This is a genomic window from Herbidospora cretacea, from assembly GCF_001570605.1.
Taxonomy (GTDB): Bacteria; Actinomycetota; Actinomycetes; order Streptosporangiales; family Streptosporangiaceae; genus Herbidospora; species Herbidospora cretacea.
The window spans coordinates 190,866-207,039 of sequence record NZ_BBXG01000007.1; the positions used below are offsets into that span (position 1 = coordinate 190,866).

Genomic DNA, 16,174 nt, shown 5'->3' on the forward strand with positions numbered 1-16,174 from the left:
CTCGCCGCTCCATGGAGTCCGGGGGGCCCTGTTACTCCATAGAACGCGCTATTCCGAGTGATGGATACCAAATACGCGATTGGCGAAGTTCACTCTGGGCGTACGGTCAGCCAGGTTAGAGCCGGCGGAAGGTGCTGTGCCCACCAGTAGCCGTCGTGGCCGCCGACCCAGTCGACGGACCGGACCTCGGCCCCCGCGGCGGTCAACTTCGTCGCCCATTCTCCCGCAGCCAGCCGGAAACCGCCCTCCAGGGTGCCCCCGCCGACATACGTCCTGGTCAAGGCGTGCAGCTCGGTCACCGGAGGGATGCCAGGGCTCAGCCCGACCGCCCCGGAGAAGACGTCGGGCCGCCGCTGGCCCGCGTTCAGCGCCCAGACCGCCCCGCTCGACACCCCGGCGGTCAGCCAGCGGCCCGAGGCGGGGAAGCGCTCGTCGGCCCACGGGATGACGTCGTCGATCACGAAGGCCAGGTGGTCGCTGTAGCGCTGCGGGTCCTGGCCGGGGAGGTATTCGCGCGACCGCAGGTCGTCGGCGGTGTGCGGAGGGCTGGCGACCCCCACGACCGCGACCGGCGGGCAGGTTCCGTTCACGACGGCCGCGTCGAGCGTGCGGGCGAACGTCGGCAGCATCTGGCCGTCGGCCAGGCAGACCGCCGGGATGAGCCCCTCGATCTTGGGCGGCACGTAGAGGAAGATCCGGCGGGGTTCGCCGAGGAAGGTCAGTTCGTGCTGCTCAAGAAGGCCTTCGAGTTCGGTGGCCTCGGGCAGGGCCGGGGGCGCCTTGGGCCCGTGCCAGACCTGCTCGACGAACGATTCGAGGTTCCCCAGGGTGACGGTGATCACGGCCTCGTCGAGCCGCCGGATCCGGATCGACACCTCCCAGAGGTCGTCGGCCCCCTCCACCTGCCACAACACGAACTGGACACCGCTCCCCAGCCGTGGCGCCTCCCCAATGCCCCGCCAGACGACGTGGAGGACGTCGCCTTCCGACCAGACGGCCATGTCGTCGTCACCGAGACGGGCCCGCAGGTCGGCGGGGTCGCGGGGGGCCCAGACACGTCTCAGCTCGGCTCCGGGCGGCAGTTCGGCGGTCCACATCCTTTCGGCCCGTGCCTTGTTGAGGGCGACGAGTTTCCGCTGGTGTTCGGCGACGGTCTCGCGGCCGGCAGCGGCGCGTTCTTCGTCGGTGACATCGAAGTGGTAGTTGGTCTCTAACTCGCCATCGAGCTCATATGTCCATACATCAAGACGATCTGACACGAAACGAACGTACACAATCCGGTTCGCGGACGCCCAGGATCGATTTCACGACCGGAGTGCCGCTGGTCAAGTCGCAGGCCAGGCGGCCGGCCCCTCCTTCGTTGGGAACCAACCGACAGCCCGCTACGATTCAGCGAATCCAGGCCGATCATGGGCGATCGGGTGGCCGGAGTGAGTCGGGTGGCGGGCCGGGCGGAGCCGTAACGGAAGAAGGGCTTTCGCGAGCGGAGCGAGGGCTTTCCGAGCGGAGCGAGGCCTTGCCTGGGAGTGCGAGGGGCGGAGCGCCTTCGCCAGGGAGCGGAGCGACCCCGGAGCGGCAGCGACGTCGGGGCGCGACAGCGACCGGGGGAGCGCGAGGGGGCGGAAGCCCCTTCGCGGCGGGGGGTTCGGGGGGTCGTCCCCCCGTGTCTAATGGAGTGATGGACCGCGAGAAGATCACACTCGCCGGCGCCCAGGAGACGATGCTCGCCACCCTGTGGAGCCGAGCTCTCGACAGTCGCTCCGCCCGCTCGATTCTTAAGGACGGGGCCGCGGAGCGGGCTGTCGAGCGGATCGACTACGACTTCGCCAAGACCGGCATCACGCCCACGACTGCCGCCGGGGTGGCGTTGCGGGGGCTGCGCATCGACGAATGGACGCGGGATTTCCTGCGCGCGCATCCTGTCGCCACGGTGCTCCATCTGGCCTGCGGGCTCGACACGCGGGTGCAGCGGATCGCGCCGGGGCCCCGGGTGCGGTGGATCGACCTCGACTATCCGGAGGTGCTGGAGCTGCGCGACCGGGTGATCGACCGGCCCGACGGCGACTACCACTCCATCGCGTCGTCGGTGACGAGCGAGCGGTGGCTGGCCTCGGTCCCGGACGACCGGCCGACGGCGGTGGTGTTCGAAGGGCTGTCGATGTACCTGCGGGAGGACGACGGCCGCCGCCTGATCGAGCGGCTGACCGGGCGGTTCCCCAGCGGGGTGCTGATCTTCGACTGTCAGAACTCGACGGGGATCCGGCTGCAGAAGCTCAACCGGCCGGTCCGGCAGGCCGGGGCCACTCTCCACTGGGCCGTCGACGACCCCCGGGAACTGGAGGCCTGGCATCCGGGGCTGACGCTGGAGGAGGCGCAGCGCGTGGTCGACATGCCGGGGGTGGAGGACTATCCGACGGCGGGCCGGGTCGCGATGTGGATCATGGCGCGCTTACCGGGGTTCCGGGACATCGGCCAGATCCTGCGCTACTCGTGGGGCTGATCCCCGAACCGCGTCGTCAGCCAGGCCGCTGCGGCGAAGCAGGCGGCGGAGAGCGGGAGCAGGTGCCAGAGCCCGATCGCGGCGAACCGCAGGCTCAGCCCGGCCAGGAGCAGGGTCAGGAACGCGCCGGCCAGGGCCACCAGCCAGGCCGGCCGGACCGCGAGCAGCGCCAGGGCGATCCAGCCGAGCACGACGGCGACGCCGAACGAGGTGAGGATGTCCGTGGCGATGCACTCCAGGCCGCCCGAGGGGCACAGGAGGTCGTGGACTCCGGCGGCGGTCAGGACCTGGGCGACGCCCACGGCGACCAGGGGGACGGCCGCGCCGACGAGCCCGGCCGCGATCTCGGGACGGATGCGCTTCGTTTTCACCAGATCAGCACTCATATCGCCAATATCCGGCTATTCGGGGTCGGTGGATTGAGTACGCCTACTCAACCTGGCCGATTCCCGCCACTCGTCGGGAAACGCCCGCCGCCTGGCGCTTGGGACGCACGTGACACCTCACCAGGATGTGAGACATGGAAGCCGTACCGTTCGACCCCGAACTCGCCGCCGCCCTCGCCGTCATCTCGCAGAACATGCCGCCGTCGCTCACCGCCGACATGATCCCGCTGCTCCGCACGGGGGTCGCCCCCGCCGAGGATCTCACGCTCGGCGGCATCGTCGACCTCACCGACGTCGATCTGGGCGACGGCGTCTCGCTCCTGGTCTGCCGTCCGGTCGCCGCCCCTGAGACGGCGTCCGTCGTGTACTGGATCCACGGCGGCGGCATGATCCTCGGCGACAACCGGGTCGGCCTGGCCGATCCGCTGGCCTGGGCGGTGGAACTGGGCCTCGTGGTCGTCTCCGTCGACTACCGGCTGGCCCCCGAACACCCCGACCCCACGCCCGTCGAGGACTGCTACCGGGGTCTCGTCCACGTCGCCGAGCACGCCGCCGACCTGGGGATCGACCCTGCCCGGATCATCGTGGGAGGCGGCAGCGCCGGAGGCGGCCTGGCGGCCGGCACCGTGCTGCTGGCCCGTGACCGGGGCGGGCCCGAGGTCCTCGGCCAGCTGCTCGTCTGCCCGATGCTCGACGACCGCAACGAGACCGTCTCCAGCCACCAGATGTCCGGGCGCGGCATATGGGACCGCACGTCCAACGAGACCGGCTGGACCGCCCTGCTCGGCGACCGCCGGGGTGGGCCCGACGTGTCGATCTACGCCTCCCCGTCGCGGGCCACCGACCTGTCCGGGCTGCCGCCGGCCTTCATCGACGTCGGCTCGGCCGAGACGTTCCGCGACGAGGACGTGGCCTACGCGACCGCCATCTGGCAGTCGGGCGGCCAGGCCGAACTCCACGTGTGGCCCGGCGGGTTCCACGGCTTCGACCTGATGGTGCCGCAGGCGGCGCTGTCGCAGCGCGCCAAGCAGGCCCGCGTCGACTGGCTGAGGCGGCTGCTCGGCCGCTGACCGGCGCGCGTGGGGGAGACTGGGCAGATGCGGGAGCTCGTCGGACGGTTGGCCGCGCTCGATCCGGACGCCAGCACCGCCGTGCAGGTCATCGCCTATTTCGATCGGCTCGCCGAAGGGCGGGCGGGGGTCGAGGCGACCGTGCGCGGGGTGGCGGTGCTGGCCGGGTGCGCGGCGAGGCTGGCCGACGAGGAGCGGGGCGTCTTCCTGCGGGTGCGGCCCGACGGGCACCGCGACGACCACGCCGGACCGGCCTCCGACGACTGGCCGCGCCGCCGGGCGGGAGACGTCGAGCTGGTGCTGGAGAAGCCCGGCCCGCCCACGCCTGTCGATCTGATGGCGCTGGAGCGCGGGGTGGCGCTGGCCCGGGACGTCCTCGACCGCACCCGCGGCCGGGCGCCCGACCCCGCGCTGGTGGAGCTGGTCGTCGACGCCTCCGCCGGGGAGACCGCCCGGCTGCGCGCCGCCCGGCGGCTCCGGCTGGGGGAACAGGCACGGGCCATCGCCCTGCCCGACGGCGGCGTGCTGGTCGAGCCCCACCCGGAGGGCCGTCACGTCCTCGGGGATTCCCGGGCCGGGGTCGGTCCGGTCGTGCCGGTCGCCCGGCTGCCGAGGTCGTACGCCGACGCGAAGGTCGCGCTGCGGTTCGCCGACGACGTGCTCGGGCCACGGGTCGTGCGCTTCGACGAGCTGGGCGGGCTGGCGGAGGTGGCCGCCGCGATCGGGTCAGGGGCGGTGCCCTCACCTGACGTGGTCGTGCTCAACGGGCTGCCCATGTGGGCGCTGGAGACGCTGCACGCCTTCGTCCACTCGGCCAGCCTGCGGACCGCCGCCACGCGGCTCACCCTGCACCACTCGACGCTGGTCGACCGGCTCGGGCGGGCCGAGCAGCTCCTCGGCTGGGAGGTGCGCGAGCCCGACGGGCGCTTCCGGCTGCGGCTGGCGTTCGCGCTGCGGCGGCTGCACGCCCACCCGGAATAGGCTGTGGCGCGTGGCCACGTTCAGGATCAGTGAGGCCGCGGCCATCCTCGGCGTGAGCGCCGACACCGTCCGCCGCTGGGTCGACTCGGGGCGGCTCGCCGCCAGCCGCGACGAGAACGGGCGGCGGCTGATCGACGGGCCCGACCTCGCGGCCTTCGCCCGCACGCAGATCGCCGGGGAGACCGGCGGGGCCACCTCGTCGGCCCGCAACCGGTTCCGGGGGATCGTCACCGAGGTCGTCCGCGACACCGTGATGGCCCGGGTGGAGATCGCCGCCGGGCCGTTCCGGGTGGTGTCGCTGATGAGCCGTCAGGCCGCCGACGAGCTCGGGCTGGAGCCGGGGGCGGTCGCGGTGGCCGTGATCAAGTCGACCAACGTCGTGGTCGAGGTCTCCTAGCTCCGGTGGTGGGTGCGGTGGGGGCGGCGCGCGAGTCGTACACCCAGGGCTTCTGAGACCGAGCGGCAGACCGGGAGCCCTTCGGCGGCGAGCAGGCCGTTGACGCGGAGGACCTGGCGCGCCGGGGCGGCCAGGGTGAGCCCGCCGCCGCGGCGGCGGAGTTCGGTGTCGGCGCGGCAGAGGGTGAGCATCCCGCTGAGGTCGCTGAAGGCCAGGCCGGCCGCGGCGACCACGACGCGGGTCACACCCCGGGCGTGCAGGCCGATCAGGGTGGCTTCGACGACCGGTTGGGTGAACATGTCGAGCTCCCCCACCAACGTCATGATCACGATTTCTGGACCGATGTCGGTGATGTCGACCGTCAGGTGCATGCACGTTCCCTTTCGCTCGGTAGTCACCGTCTCAGCCCATAGTCACCTTTGCGCAGATCTCTGACCAGTAAGGTGGGATCCCAGTCAGCCGAAGAGGACTCCCGCCAGCTCCCGCCACTGCGTCAGCGGCAGCTCGCCCGCCGGGGTCCCCAGCACCTGCAGGCACACGTGGTCGGCCCCGGCGTCGCGGTGCTGGTTGAGGCGGACCGCACACTGCTCGGGGGTGCCCCAGACGAACAGCGCGTCGATCAGCCGGTCGCTGCCCCGGCCCGACACGTCGTCGTCGGTGAAGCCGCCGCGCAGCCAGTTGTTCACGTAGTTGGGCATGGCCAGATAGGGGTGCAGCGCCTCGCGGCCGAGCTGGCGGGCGCGGGCCGTGTCGGTCTCCAGGATCACGCCCTGCTCCGAGGCGACCAGGCGGCCGGGGCCGATCGCCGAGCGGATCGCGGCGGTCTGCTCCGGGATCACCAGGTAGGGGTGGGCGCCCGCCGCCCGGTTCTTCGCCAGTTCCACCATCTTGGGACCGAGGGCGGCCAGCACCCGGCGGTCGGCGGTGACGCCTTCCCGGTCGAGCTCGTCGAGGTAGGACGCCATCGCCGTGAGCGGCTTCTGGTAGGCCCCCGGGCGGAACCGGTCGACCATGCTCTCGTGGCTGACCCCCAGGCCCAGCAGGAAGCGGCCGGTGTGGGCGGCGCCGAGGGCGCGGGCGCGCTCGGCGGTCTCGCGGGCTGGCGAGGACCAGATGTTGGTGATGCCGGTGGCGACGGTGACATCGGACGTGGCGGCCAGGATCTTCTCGGCGGTGTCGAGCCCGCTGTCCGTCCCGCCGGGGACCCAGAGAGCGCCGTAGCCGAGTTTCTCCAGCTCGGCCGCGGCCTGGCCGACCTCGGCCGGGTTGTCGGTCCGGAACTCCCTTGCCCAAACGCCGTAGGGTTTCATGTCGCCTCTTTTCCTGTGTTCGCGCCGGGGTGAACGGCGTTACCTGGTGACGTACCGTGATCATCAGCTGCTTAACCCCGTTACGCGCGGCCGGTGTTATGGATATCGTTAAATCCGGCCCTGTCGCTTACCGAACGTGGCGATCCGAGCCGTATCCGCAGGTGGCAGCAGGTGGGAATGCGTTTCTACGCCCTTCTGCAAATGGGTCTGCCGAAAAAGTGACTGGCCATTGTCTAACGCCGTTGGGCGTTACCCTCTTAGGCAATAAGTACACAGAGCAGAAGAGGTGCCATGGCCCGGCCCAAGGTCCCGCTGATCTCCCGGAGAAAGGTCCTGGAAACGGCGCTGGCGATCGTCGACGACGAGGGGCTCGACGCGCTCAGCATCCGTCGGCTGGGCGAGGCCCTGAACGTCAACGGGGCATCCCTCTACCACCACTTCCGCAACAAGGACGAGATCCTCGACGGGGTCACCCAGCTGGCCCTGGAGAGCGTCGACTTCCCGTTGCCCGACGAGTCGAGCTGGCGCGTGTGGCTGCCGCTGACCGCCTATCGGACCCGGGCCGCGCTGGTGGCCCATCCGGGGCTGATCCCGGTGATGTTACGCCGGGCCTCCCGGGGGATCGGGACCCCGGAGGCCGAACAGTGCGTGGCGCGGCTGCAGCGCGAGGGCGTGTCGCCCGGCGTGATCGCGCCGCTGATCGAGAGCCTTGAGCTGCTCGCGGTGACGAGCGCCCTGCAGGAGGTGGGGGCCAAGGCGATGGGCGAGACCGACGCCGCGAAGTCGGGTCTGGCGGCGGCCCGGGGAGCCCGCGGGGTGTCGCCCGGCGAGCTGTTCGAGGTGATGGTGTCGTCGACGATCTCGCTGGTGGAGAGCGCCATCACGCTGAAGGAGTCGCGCGAGGCGCTGGAGCGGGCGCCGTCGGGCCGCATTCGACGTTGACGCAGCTTGATGCCATAGTTTCGCCCGTGCAGCGAGAAGTGGGGCCGAACGACACCGATGTCCTGAAAGCCATCGAACGCCGGATTCTCTGGCTCTCCATGGCGATCGTCCACCATGCCAACCGGGTCCGCCCGAACCCTTCGGGTCTCAAGGTGGGCGGCCATCAGGCGTCGTCGGCGTCGATGGTCTCGATCATGACCGAGCTCTGGTTCCGGCACCTGCGCCCGGAGGACCGCGTCTCGGTCAAACCGCACGCCTCGCCCGTCCTCCACGCCATCAACTACCTGCTCGGCGACCTGGACCGGCGCTACCTCACGACGCTGCGCGAGTTCGGCGGCCTGCAGTCCTATCCCAGCCGCGCCAAGGACCCCGACCAGGTCGACTACTCGACCGGCTCGGTCGGCATCGGCGCGACGGCCCCGATCTGGGGCGCGCTGGCCCGCCGCTACGTCGACTCGATGACCTCGGGCGTCACCGTCGGCCGGCAGTATTCGCTGGTCGGCGACGCCGAACTCGACGAGGGCGCGGTCTGGGAGGCGATCGGCGACCCCATGGTGTCGGGCCTGGGGGAGATCGTCTGGATCGTCGACCTCAACCGCCAGTCGCTCGACCGGGTGGTCCCGGCGCTGGGCACCCCGCGCCTCCAGGGCATGTTCGCCGCGGCGGGCTGGCAGGTCATCACGGTCAAATACGGCGACCTGCTGGAGTCGCTGTTCCGCGAGCCGGGCGGCGCGGCGCTGCGCGGCCGCATCGACGCCATGCCCAACCCCGAATACCAGCGGCTGCTGCGCTGCACCCCCGGGCAGCTCCGCGAGCGCCTCCCGGCCGGCGACCCGGAGATCGAGGAACTGCTCGGTTCCCTGGACGACCCCACCCTCCTCCGCGCGATCAGGAACCTCGGCGGCCACGACTTCACGGCCCTCAACCAGGCCTTCGCCGAGATCGACGACACCCGCCCGACGGTCATCTTCGCCTACACCGTCAAGGGCCACGGCCTGGCGGTCGAGGGCCACCCGCAGAACCACAGCTCCCTGCTGACCGTGGAGCAGCTCGGCGAACTGGCCCGGCAGGTCGGCGCCGACCCGGCCGACCCCTGGGCGGTCTTCCCCGGCGACACGCCCGAGGCGAAATTCATCGCCAAGGTCGGTTCCGGCCTGAAGCGCCCGCCGGTCGCCACGATGCTGCCGCCCCAGGTCCCGACCGACTTCGGCCGCACCCCCACGGGCACCGCGACCACCCAGGCGGCGCTGGGCCGGACCCTGCTCGACCTGACCCGGTCGGCTCCCGAGGCGGCCCGCAGGGTCGTCACGCTCAGCCCCGACGTCAGTTCGTCGACCAACCTCGGCGGCTGGGTCAACAAGGTCGGCGTCTGGTCGGCGACCGAGCAGGTCGACTGGTTCGCCGACGACCCCGAGACGATCCTGCACTGGCGCGAGCGCCCCACCGGCCAGCACATCGAGCTCGGCATCGCCGAGACCAACCTCGTCGGGCTGCTGGGCGAGCTCGGCGCGACGTGGTCGCGGTGGGGGCAGCCGCTGCTGCCGATCGGCGTCCTGTACGACCCGTTCGTCCAGCGGGCCCACGAGCCGTGGTCGTTCGGCATCTACGCCGGTGGCCAGTCGATCCTGGTCGGCACCCCGTCAGGGGTCTCGCTGGCGCCGGAGGGCGGCGCGCACCAGTCGATCACCACGCCGTCGCTCGGCCTGGAACAGCCGGGGTGCGTCACGTACGAGCCCGCGTTCGCCGTCGACGTCGAGTGGACCCTGCTCGCCTCGCTCGGCAGGCTCGGCCGGCCGGAGGGCGGCTCGGCCTACCTGCGGCTGTCGACCCGGCCGGTCGACCAGTCGCTGGCCGGGGTGCCGGCCGATCCGGCGGCCAGGGAGCGGCGGCGGCGGCAGACGGTCGCGGGCGCCTACCTGCTCCGCAAGGCCGAGGGCGATCCGGCGGTGACGATCGTGGCGATGGGCGCGACGGTCCCCGAGGTGCTCGCCGCGGCCGACCGGCTGCAGCGGCTCGGCATCCGCGCGGACGTCGTCTGCGTCACCAGCCCCGGGCTGCTGTTCACCGCCACGCAGGCCAAGGCCGGTCGTCAGGACGGCGCGACCTGGGTCCTCGACGTGGCCTTCCCGGCGAAGCGCGCCGCGCCGATGGTGACCGTGCTCGACGGACATCCTCACACGCTCGCTTTCCTCGCAGGAATCAACAATGTGAAGGCGTCGCACCTCGGAGTGACGAGATTCGGGCAGTCGGGCGATCTAGAATCGGTCTACCGTTACCACGGGATCGATGCCGACGCCATCGTCGGCGCTGTCCTTGATGTGTCAGGTTGAGGCATTCCCGTTTGTGATCATTGTTGTAAGCCCTACCATTTCGGACTCGTGACGAGAATTACTCGCTATTTCGTTGTCGCCGCCACGCTGATCATGGCGGGGGCGGTGCTGGTGTCCCCGGCGCAGGCTTCCGCCGAGAAGGCCGCGGCGATGGTGCCCAAGTCGGTGGCGACGGCGAACCCGCTGTACAAGACGAGGTTCGGCACGGTGAACTGCGGCGCGGGGGCGCCGCGAGCCGGCAGCCTGGCCTCCTACCGGACCTTCCTCACCAAGGTGAACACCTGCCTGGCCACGGCCTGGCGCAAGTCGTTCGCCCAGGCGGGGAAGAAGTTCCGGGCGCCGAAAATGGTTTTGGTGAACAAGCGCGGCAACACCTCCTGCGGCAAGTTCCCGTCCCGGTTCGTGGGCTACTACTGCTACAACTCCGAGACGCTCTACATCTACATGTGGAACACCCCCGTCAGGAACGGCTACGGCCTGTGGGGCGCGGAGCTGCTCGCGCACGAATACGGTCACCACATCCAGGGGCTGGCCGGGATCCGGGCCTACTCCCTGCAGGTGCCGGGCCACGAGACCTCGCGCCGCCTCGAACTCCAGGCGCAGTGCTTCTCCGGGGCGTTCCTGCGGAGCATCAGCGGCTCGGTGCCGGGGATCGCGCAGAACTGGGCGTACGAGCTCGACTGGTACAAGAAGAACGGCGGCGACCAGGCGGGCGCGCCGCCGGACCACGGCAACGGGCCGAACAACTCCTACTGGCTGAACCGGGGCTTCAGGTCGGCCAGCCCCGGCTCGTGCAACACGTGGATCGCCCCCCGGTCGCGGGTGGCCTGACGTCAGGTGGCCCCTGCCCGGACCTGCCGGGCAGGGGCTTCACCTCAGTAGCCGGACGGGCGGGCGACGCTCCACTCGACCTGCTTGGAGATGCTCCAGGTCTTCGTCGTCCAGACCCCGTTGCACTCGGAGAAGACCGTCGACCCCTGGCGGGTGCCGCTGTTGAGGTGGGCGCTGACGCTCACCCGGCCGCACGAGCCGTCGCCCGGTCGCCGGCGAGCGTTCCCACGACCGCGATCGTGCCCAGCAGCTTCTGCACAGTGGTGCCCCCATTCGTTTCCGCTGTCGGGGCGGAGCCTGGCGCACCGCTGTATACAGGCCGTATACGACCATGTCAGCAGGTGCGCAGGGCGTCCTCGACGAAGGCCGTCGCGTCGGGGTGGTCGCGGAGCAGGGCCAGGCTGTGGTCCTCCACCGGGAGGATCTTGAGGCGGCCCTTCGTGGTCTGCGGGATCTTCTCGAAGAGGGTGGTGGCGTTGCCGGCGAAGGCCGTCTCGGCGACCGTCCACAGGCTGGGGACCGGCCTGTTCTCGGCCAGCGGGGCGACGCCGCCCTCGATGCCGGTGAGCGGGGAGACCGCGATCGTCAGGCACATCGGCAGGTCGGTGGCCCGCTGGGTGGCCAGGACGGCGATCGGGCCGCCGTAGGAGCTGCCCAGGGCGGCCACTTCGGCCGCGCCGTTGTCGCGCAGCCAGGTCAGGGCCGTGTGGAGGTCCTGGGCCAGCGGGGCGACCTCCTCGTCGCCCTCGCTGGAGCCGACGCCCCGGCGGTCGGGGACGATCATCCGCACGTCCAGCCTCTCCGCGACGGCCGACATCCAGGGCAGCCAGTCGCAGAGCGTCTGCCTGGCCCCGTGGGCGACGGCCACCCCCACCTTCGCGTCGGCCGGGCCGACCACCGCCGCGCCCAGCCGGGTCGCGTGATCACCCTGCAGGACGACCCGTTCCGCGCCGGGCGGGACGGTGTCGCACTGGTCGGCGAGCGGGCTGTCCGGAGCGACGGCGCAGCCGGTCAGGAGGGTGAGCGCGATCAGGAGAGTGAGACGGGGCATGAGCCGCGATCGTAACGGATCCTCAAACTTGGACAATTCGTAAACTTGTATCGTTCGTGTTTAGGGCGGTAAGTTGGACCGCATGACGGCACCCACTGGTCAGACCATCGCGGAGGAGTTGCGCGGGGCGGGGCTGCGGGTGACGGCGGCCCGGGTCGCGCTGCTGGAGACCGTCCGGGGTGGCAACCACCTCGGCGTCGAAGACATCGCCTCGGGCATCCGTGACCGGGTCGGTCACGTCTCCCTCCAAGCTGTGTACGAGGCCCTGCACGCGCTGACCGCCGCGGGGCTCGTCCGCCGGATCGAACCTGCCGGGAGCCCGGCCCGGTTCGAGGGGCGCGTCGGGGACAACCACCACCACGTGGTCTGCCGGTCGTGCGGCGTCGTCGCCGACGTCGACTGCGCGGTGGGCGAGGTGCCCTGCCTGACCGCGTCCGATGCCCACGGCTTCCAGATCGACGAGGCCGAGGTCATCTATTGGGGCCGCTGCCCCAGCTGTTCCGCCACTGCGAGCTGACATAGTCCGGAAGGATTTCCATGTCCGAGAACCACGACGCCATCGTCACCGACGCGAAAGACGAGGGCGTCTGCCCGGTCGCGCACGTGCGCGCGGCCCACCCGACCCAGGGCGGCGGGAACCGCCAGTGGTGGCCGGAGCGGCTCAACCTGAAGATCCTCGCCAAGAACCCCGCCGTCGCCAACCCGCTGGGCGACGACTTCGACTACGCCGCCGCCTTCAACGGCCTCGACCTCGCGGCCGTCAAGCGTGACATCGCCGAGGTCCTGACGACCTCCCAGGACTGGTGGCCCGCCGACTTCGGCCACTACGGCCCCTTCATGATCCGCATGGCGTGGCACAGCGCGGGCACCTACCGCATCCAGGACGGCCGCGGCGGCGCCGGCGCCGGTCAGCAGCGTTTCGCGCCGCTGAACAGCTGGCCCGACAACGGCAACCTCGACAAGGCGCGCCGTCTGCTGTGGCCGGTCAAGAAGAAGTACGGCCAGTCGCTCTCGTGGGCCGACCTGCTGATCCTCACGGGCAACGTGGCGCTGGAGTCGATGGGCTTCCAGACCTTCGGCTTCGCCGGTGGCCGCGCCGACGTGTGGGAGGCGGAGGAGGACGTCTACTGGGGTCCCGAGTCGGTGTGGCTCGACGACCAGCGCTACACGGGCGACCGTAACCTGGAGAGCCCGCTCGGCGCCGTCCAGATGGGCCTCATCTATGTGAACCCCGAGGGCCCCAACGGCAACCCCGACCCGCTGGCCTCCGCCCGCGACATCCGTGAGACCTTCCGCCGCATGGCGATGAACGACGAGGAGACCGTCGCCCTCATCGCCGGTGGCCACACCTTCGGCAAGACCCACGGCGCCGGCCCGGCCGACCACGTCGGCGCCGACCCCGAGGCCGCCTCGCTCGAGGAGCAGGGCCTCGGCTGGCGCAACACCTTCGGCACCGGCAAGGGCGCCGACACGATCACCTCGGGCCTCGAGGGCATCTGGACGACCAAGCCCACCCAGTGGAGCAACGACTTCTTCGAGATCCTGTTCGGCTACGAGTGGGAGCTGTTCAAGAGCCCGGCGGGCGCCAACCAGTGGCGGCCGAAGGACGGCGGGGGCGCGGGCACCGTCCCCGACGCCCACGACCCGGCCAAGAAGGTCGCGCCGACCATGCTCACGACCGACCTCGCGCTCCGCGTCGACCCGATCTACGAGCAGATCTCCCGCCGCTTCCTGGAGAACCCCGACCAGTTCGCCGACGCCTTCGCCCGCGCCTGGTACAAGCTGACCCACCGCGACATGGGCCCGGTCGTCCGCTACCTCGGCCCGGAGGTCCCCTCCGAGGTGCTGCTCTGGCAGGACCCGCTGCCCGCCCGCACCGCCGAGCTGCTCTCCGACGCCGACGTCTCGGCCCTGAAGGCGCAGATCCTCGACTCGGGCCTGTCGGTCCCGCAGCTCGTCTCGGCGGCTTGGGCCTCGGCCTCCTCCTTCCGGGGCAGCGACAAGCGCGGTGGCGCCAACGGCGCCCGCATCCGCCTGCAGCCGCAGATCGGCTGGGAGGTCAACGACCCCGACCAGCTCGCCAGCGTGCTCTCCACTCTTGAGGGCATCCAGGCGTCGTTCGGCAAGCCGGTCTCCCTGGCCGACCTGATCGTCCTGGCCGGTTCGGCCGCCGTCGAGCAGGCCGCCCGCGACGCCGGTTACGAGATCGAGGTCCCGTTCACGCCGGGCCGCGTCGACGCCTCCCTGGAGCAGACCGACGTCGAGTCGTTCGCCGCTCTGGAGCCCAGCGCCGACGGCTTCCGCAACTACTACGGCAAGGGCAACCGCTACCCGGCGGAGTACCTCCTGCTCGACCGCGCCAACCTGCTGACCCTGAGCGCGCCCGAGATGACCGTCCTGGTCGGCGGCCTGCGCGTGCTGGGCGCCAACACGGGCCAGTCGGCCCAGGGCGTCCTGACCACCCGTCCCGGCACCCTGACCAACGACTTCTTCGTCAACCTCCTCGACCTGGGGACGACCTGGAAGGCGACGTCGGAGGACCAGACGAGCTTCGAGGGCCGCGACGCCGCGACCGGCGAGGTGAAGTGGACGGGCAGCCGCGCCGACCTGGTGTTCGGCTCCAACTCCGAGCTCCGCGCCCTGGCCGAGGTCTACGCGAGCGACGACGCGGCGGAGAAGTTCGTCGCCGACTTCGTGAAGGCCTGGGTCAAGGTCATGAACCTCGACCGGTTCGACCTGGTCTGACCTGAAGTAGTTCGCCAGGGCCGGCCCGCGTCACGCGGGCCGGCCCTTCGGCTTCTCAAGCGGGTGTACGCCATGTCGCCGCGGTCAGTAGTGATACCGCGCCTGAAGAATGATCAACTCGTCGTTGAGCGGGAGATAGACGAGCCGGTGTTCGTCGGTGATCCTCCGGGACCATGCGCCCTGCAGGGCGTGCTTGAGCGGTTCGGGCTTGCCGATGCCCGTGTACGGGTCGTGCAAGGTGTCTTCGATGAGCTTGTTGATCCGTTTCAGGATCTGCCGGTCGGTTGTCAGCCAGGAGGCGTAGTCCTCCCACCCCTCCGGCGTGAACGAGAGCTTCATGCCTGATCGTCGGGGTCGATCAGCTCGTGGATCTCGTGACGACCTTCCAGGGCTTTCTGGTAGGAGGAGATGAGTCGGCGCATGTTGGCGGGTGAGCGCAGGAGGTAGGCCGTCTCCTTCAACGCCTCGTATTCGGCAGCCGGTACCAGATAGGCGCGGTTGTGCTTGGAGACGATCTCCACGGCTGCGCTGTCTTCGTTCACCTCGTCGATGAGGGGAAACAGTCGGCGCCGGGCTTCGCTCGCGGTAATCGACACAGAATCCTCCCGCATAGAGTGGTACTACAAATGGTACCAGTCTGCTGTGGCGCTTCTCAGCCGGTGTTCGTCGGCGCCACTCGGTCGCCCGCATATCGCCGGCCCATGATCGGGCCCGCTGCCGGGCCTGCCGTGAAGACGTAGTCGTCGCGGCAGGCGGAGACCCCGATGGGTCGATGACACCACGCTCACCTGCCGGGGCGGGGGCAGCTTTCCCGGGAGCTCGTTCGGGCTCTGCGCCTCGGGGTGGATCTCACGGCGGGAGATCGGCCGCCGTCAGACCGTGCCCCACACGATCGGGGCCGCCAGTACCTCGGGGAATTTGCGTTCGGCGTATTTCACGTACTCGTCGATGTGGGCGGCCATGGCCGCCGCCGACGCTTCCGGGGAACGGTCGCGGATGGCCTCGTAAATCTTCAGGTGGGCCTTGTGCACGGCCGAACGGCGCACTTCCGGATAGTCGATTCCGATGGCCGAACCGTCGAGGATTCCCAGTAGCGCGTCGATCAGGTAGCCGAACATGGTGTTGCCCGAGCTGCGGGCGATGATGTCGTGGAATCGTTTGTTCTCGGCCAGGAAGACGCTCTGGTCGTCGAGATTGGCGCGCATGTCGTCGACGCTCGACTTGAGCGCGGCGAGTTGTCCGTCGTCGATTCTCTCGGCGGCGAGGCTCGCCATCATGGGTTCCAGGGCGCCGCGCGCCTCGGCGACCGTGCGGAACGGGGCGTTCTCGAACTGCAAAAGCAGGGTCAGCGTGGTGACGAGGCTGGTGGCGTCGGGTTGCTGGACGACCGGGCCGCCGCCGGGGCCGGGCTTGAGGGCGAGCACGCCCTGGAGTTCGAGAAAGCGCAGCGATTCGCGGAGGGTGCCGCGGCCGACTTCATAGGTGTCGAGCATGGCGCGTTCGGGCGGGAGCCGGTCGCCGACGGTGTTGCCCCGGCGGTTGATGTCCGCGACGATGCGCTGCGCGACCAGCATGGCGGTCTTCTGCGGACGCAGTGACACCTGTGCCATTTTCTCATGACCTCCGAGAGC

Annotated in this window: 18 protein-coding genes; 9 read left to right on the forward strand and 9 right to left on the reverse strand. The window is 70.5% G+C overall.

The window, feature by feature from the left end:
• Nucleotides 1–89: 89 nt before the first annotated feature.
• Complete coding sequence (locus tag AW270_RS15375) at nucleotides 90–1,259, reverse strand: alpha/beta hydrolase (RefSeq protein ID WP_157522007.1); 1,170 nt, start codon at nucleotides 1,257–1,259, stop codon at nucleotides 90–92.
• Between the two features lie 419 nt (nucleotides 1,260–1,678).
• Between AW270_RS15375 and AW270_RS15380 the strand changes: the two genes are divergently transcribed.
• Entirely contained in the window at nucleotides 1,679–2,500 is an 822-nt protein-coding gene (locus tag AW270_RS15380; protein ID WP_061295014.1) for a class I SAM-dependent methyltransferase, read from the forward strand.
• On the opposite strand, the gene AW270_RS15385 is transcribed toward AW270_RS15380, so the two are convergent.
• Nucleotides 2,485–2,886, reverse strand: a complete 402-nt coding sequence (locus AW270_RS15385) for a hypothetical protein (RefSeq protein WP_157522009.1) — start codon at nucleotides 2,884–2,886, stop codon at nucleotides 2,485–2,487. The two genes, AW270_RS15380 and AW270_RS15385, sit on opposite strands and share 16 nt — an antisense overlap.
• A gap of 134 nt (nucleotides 2,887–3,020) precedes the next feature.
• Between AW270_RS15385 and AW270_RS15390 the strand changes: the two genes are divergently transcribed.
• Genes AW270_RS15390 through AW270_RS15400 form a run of 3 tightly spaced genes read left to right on the forward strand, consistent with a single transcriptional unit; the run spans nucleotide 3,021 to nucleotide 5,334 of the window.
• Nucleotides 3,021–3,956, forward strand: coding sequence for an alpha/beta hydrolase (locus tag AW270_RS15390; protein ID WP_061295016.1), 936 nt, complete (start codon nucleotides 3,021–3,023; stop codon nucleotides 3,954–3,956).
• A 27-nt stretch (nucleotides 3,957–3,983) separates the two neighbouring features.
• On the forward strand, nucleotides 3,984–4,937 hold the full coding sequence (locus tag AW270_RS15395; protein ID WP_061295017.1) for a helix-turn-helix domain-containing protein: 954 nt from the start codon (nucleotides 3,984–3,986) through the stop codon (nucleotides 4,935–4,937).
• 10 nt (nucleotides 4,938–4,947) lie between these two features.
• Nucleotides 4,948–5,334, forward strand: coding sequence for a TOBE domain-containing protein (locus AW270_RS15400; protein ID WP_061295018.1), 387 nt, complete (start codon nucleotides 4,948–4,950; stop codon nucleotides 5,332–5,334).
• On the opposite strand, the gene AW270_RS15405 is transcribed toward AW270_RS15400, so the two are convergent.
• Both AW270_RS15405 and AW270_RS15410 read right to left on the reverse strand, forming a co-directional pair.
• Entirely contained in the window at nucleotides 5,331–5,705 is a 375-nt protein-coding gene (locus AW270_RS15405; RefSeq protein WP_061295019.1) for an STAS domain-containing protein, read from the reverse strand. The two genes, AW270_RS15400 and AW270_RS15405, sit on opposite strands and share 4 nt — an antisense overlap.
• A gap of 84 nt (nucleotides 5,706–5,789) precedes the next feature.
• Nucleotides 5,790–6,644, reverse strand: a complete 855-nt coding sequence (locus AW270_RS15410; RefSeq protein WP_061295020.1) for an LLM class F420-dependent oxidoreductase — start codon at nucleotides 6,642–6,644, stop codon at nucleotides 5,790–5,792.
• A 291-nt stretch (nucleotides 6,645–6,935) separates the two neighbouring features.
• Between AW270_RS15410 and AW270_RS15415 the strand changes: the two genes are divergently transcribed.
• From AW270_RS15415 to AW270_RS15425, 3 genes are read left to right on the forward strand one after another with little or no spacing between them, the layout of a single operon-like run.
• Nucleotides 6,936–7,586: a TetR/AcrR family transcriptional regulator gene (locus AW270_RS15415; RefSeq protein WP_061295021.1), complete on the forward strand. Its 651-nt coding sequence runs from the start codon at nucleotides 6,936–6,938 to the stop codon at nucleotides 7,584–7,586.
• A gap of 26 nt (nucleotides 7,587–7,612) precedes the next feature.
• Nucleotides 7,613–9,916, forward strand: a complete 2,304-nt coding sequence (locus AW270_RS15420) for a thiamine pyrophosphate-binding protein (RefSeq protein WP_245674723.1) — start codon at nucleotides 7,613–7,615, stop codon at nucleotides 9,914–9,916.
• A gap of 48 nt (nucleotides 9,917–9,964) precedes the next feature.
• On the forward strand, nucleotides 9,965–10,747 hold the full coding sequence (locus tag AW270_RS15425) for a neutral zinc metallopeptidase (RefSeq protein ID WP_157522011.1): 783 nt from the start codon (nucleotides 9,965–9,967) through the stop codon (nucleotides 10,745–10,747).
• A 44-nt stretch (nucleotides 10,748–10,791) separates the two neighbouring features.
• Here AW270_RS15425 and AW270_RS38755 read toward each other — a convergent pair whose 3' ends face one another.
• Together AW270_RS38755 and AW270_RS15430 are read right to left on the reverse strand one after the other, a co-directional pair.
• Nucleotides 10,792–10,932, reverse strand: a complete 141-nt coding sequence (locus AW270_RS38755; RefSeq protein WP_157522012.1) for a hypothetical protein — start codon at nucleotides 10,930–10,932, stop codon at nucleotides 10,792–10,794.
• Between the two features lie 149 nt (nucleotides 10,933–11,081).
• Nucleotides 11,082–11,798 (reverse strand): alpha/beta fold hydrolase, encoded by a 717-nt coding sequence (locus AW270_RS15430; protein WP_061295023.1) that lies wholly within the window; start codon nucleotides 11,796–11,798, stop codon nucleotides 11,082–11,084.
• Between the two features lie 82 nt (nucleotides 11,799–11,880).
• Between AW270_RS15430 and AW270_RS15435 the strand changes: the two genes are divergently transcribed.
• Both AW270_RS15435 and katG read left to right on the forward strand, forming a co-directional pair.
• A complete protein-coding gene (locus AW270_RS15435) occupies nucleotides 11,881–12,315 on the forward strand; it encodes a Fur family transcriptional regulator (RefSeq protein ID WP_061295024.1) in 435 nt (144 codons plus the stop codon).
• Between the two features lie 20 nt (nucleotides 12,316–12,335).
• Entirely contained in the window at nucleotides 12,336–14,543 is a 2,208-nt protein-coding gene (gene katG, locus AW270_RS15440) for a catalase/peroxidase HPI (RefSeq protein ID WP_061295025.1), read from the forward strand.
• An 84-nt stretch (nucleotides 14,544–14,627) separates the two neighbouring features.
• Here katG and AW270_RS15445 read toward each other — a convergent pair whose 3' ends face one another.
• From AW270_RS15445 to AW270_RS15455, 3 genes are all read right to left on the reverse strand, one after another.
• Nucleotides 14,628–14,882, reverse strand: coding sequence for a Txe/YoeB family addiction module toxin (locus tag AW270_RS15445; RefSeq protein ID WP_061295026.1), 255 nt, complete (start codon nucleotides 14,880–14,882; stop codon nucleotides 14,628–14,630).
• Nucleotides 14,879–15,139 (reverse strand): type II toxin-antitoxin system Phd/YefM family antitoxin, encoded by a 261-nt coding sequence (locus AW270_RS15450; protein ID WP_061295027.1) that lies wholly within the window; start codon nucleotides 15,137–15,139, stop codon nucleotides 14,879–14,881. The genes AW270_RS15445 and AW270_RS15450 overlap by 4 nt, the downstream gene beginning before the upstream one ends.
• A 276-nt stretch (nucleotides 15,140–15,415) precedes the next feature.
• Entirely contained in the window at nucleotides 15,416–16,117 is a 702-nt protein-coding gene (locus AW270_RS15455; protein ID WP_174549870.1) for a FadR/GntR family transcriptional regulator, read from the reverse strand.
• Nucleotides 16,118–16,174 lie beyond the last annotated feature (57 nt).

Bases quoted from the DNA above. Each gene is read 5' to 3' on its own strand.
- AW270_RS15380 (WP_061295014.1), top strand. From the start codon at position 1,679: ATGGACCGCGAGAAGATCACACTCGCCGGCGCCCAGGAGACGATGCTC.
- AW270_RS15385 (WP_157522009.1), bottom strand. From the start codon at position 2,886: ATGAGTGCTGATCTGGTGAAAACGAAGCGCATCCGTCCCGAGATCGCG.
- AW270_RS15390 (WP_061295016.1), top strand. From the start codon at position 3,021: ATGGAAGCCGTACCGTTCGACCCCGAACTCGCCGCCGCCCTCGCCGTC.
- AW270_RS15395 (WP_061295017.1), top strand. From the start codon at position 3,984: ATGCGGGAGCTCGTCGGACGGTTGGCCGCGCTCGATCCGGACGCCAGC.
- AW270_RS15405 (WP_061295019.1), bottom strand. From the start codon at position 5,705: ATGCACCTGACGGTCGACATCACCGACATCGGTCCAGAAATCGTGATC.
- AW270_RS15410 (WP_061295020.1), bottom strand. From the start codon at position 6,644: ATGAAACCCTACGGCGTTTGGGCAAGGGAGTTCCGGACCGACAACCCG.
- AW270_RS15415 (WP_061295021.1), top strand. From the start codon at position 6,936: ATGGCCCGGCCCAAGGTCCCGCTGATCTCCCGGAGAAAGGTCCTGGAA.
- AW270_RS15430 (WP_061295023.1), bottom strand. From the start codon at position 11,798: ATGCCCCGTCTCACTCTCCTGATCGCGCTCACCCTCCTGACCGGCTGC.
- AW270_RS15435 (WP_061295024.1), top strand. From the start codon at position 11,881: ATGACGGCACCCACTGGTCAGACCATCGCGGAGGAGTTGCGCGGGGCG.
- katG (WP_061295025.1), top strand. From the start codon at position 12,336: ATGTCCGAGAACCACGACGCCATCGTCACCGACGCGAAAGACGAGGGC.
- AW270_RS15445 (WP_061295026.1), bottom strand. From the start codon at position 14,882: ATGAAGCTCTCGTTCACGCCGGAGGGGTGGGAGGACTACGCCTCCTGG.
- AW270_RS15455 (WP_174549870.1), bottom strand. From the start codon at position 16,117: ATGCTGGTCGCGCAGCGCATCGTCGCGGACATCAACCGCCGGGGCAAC.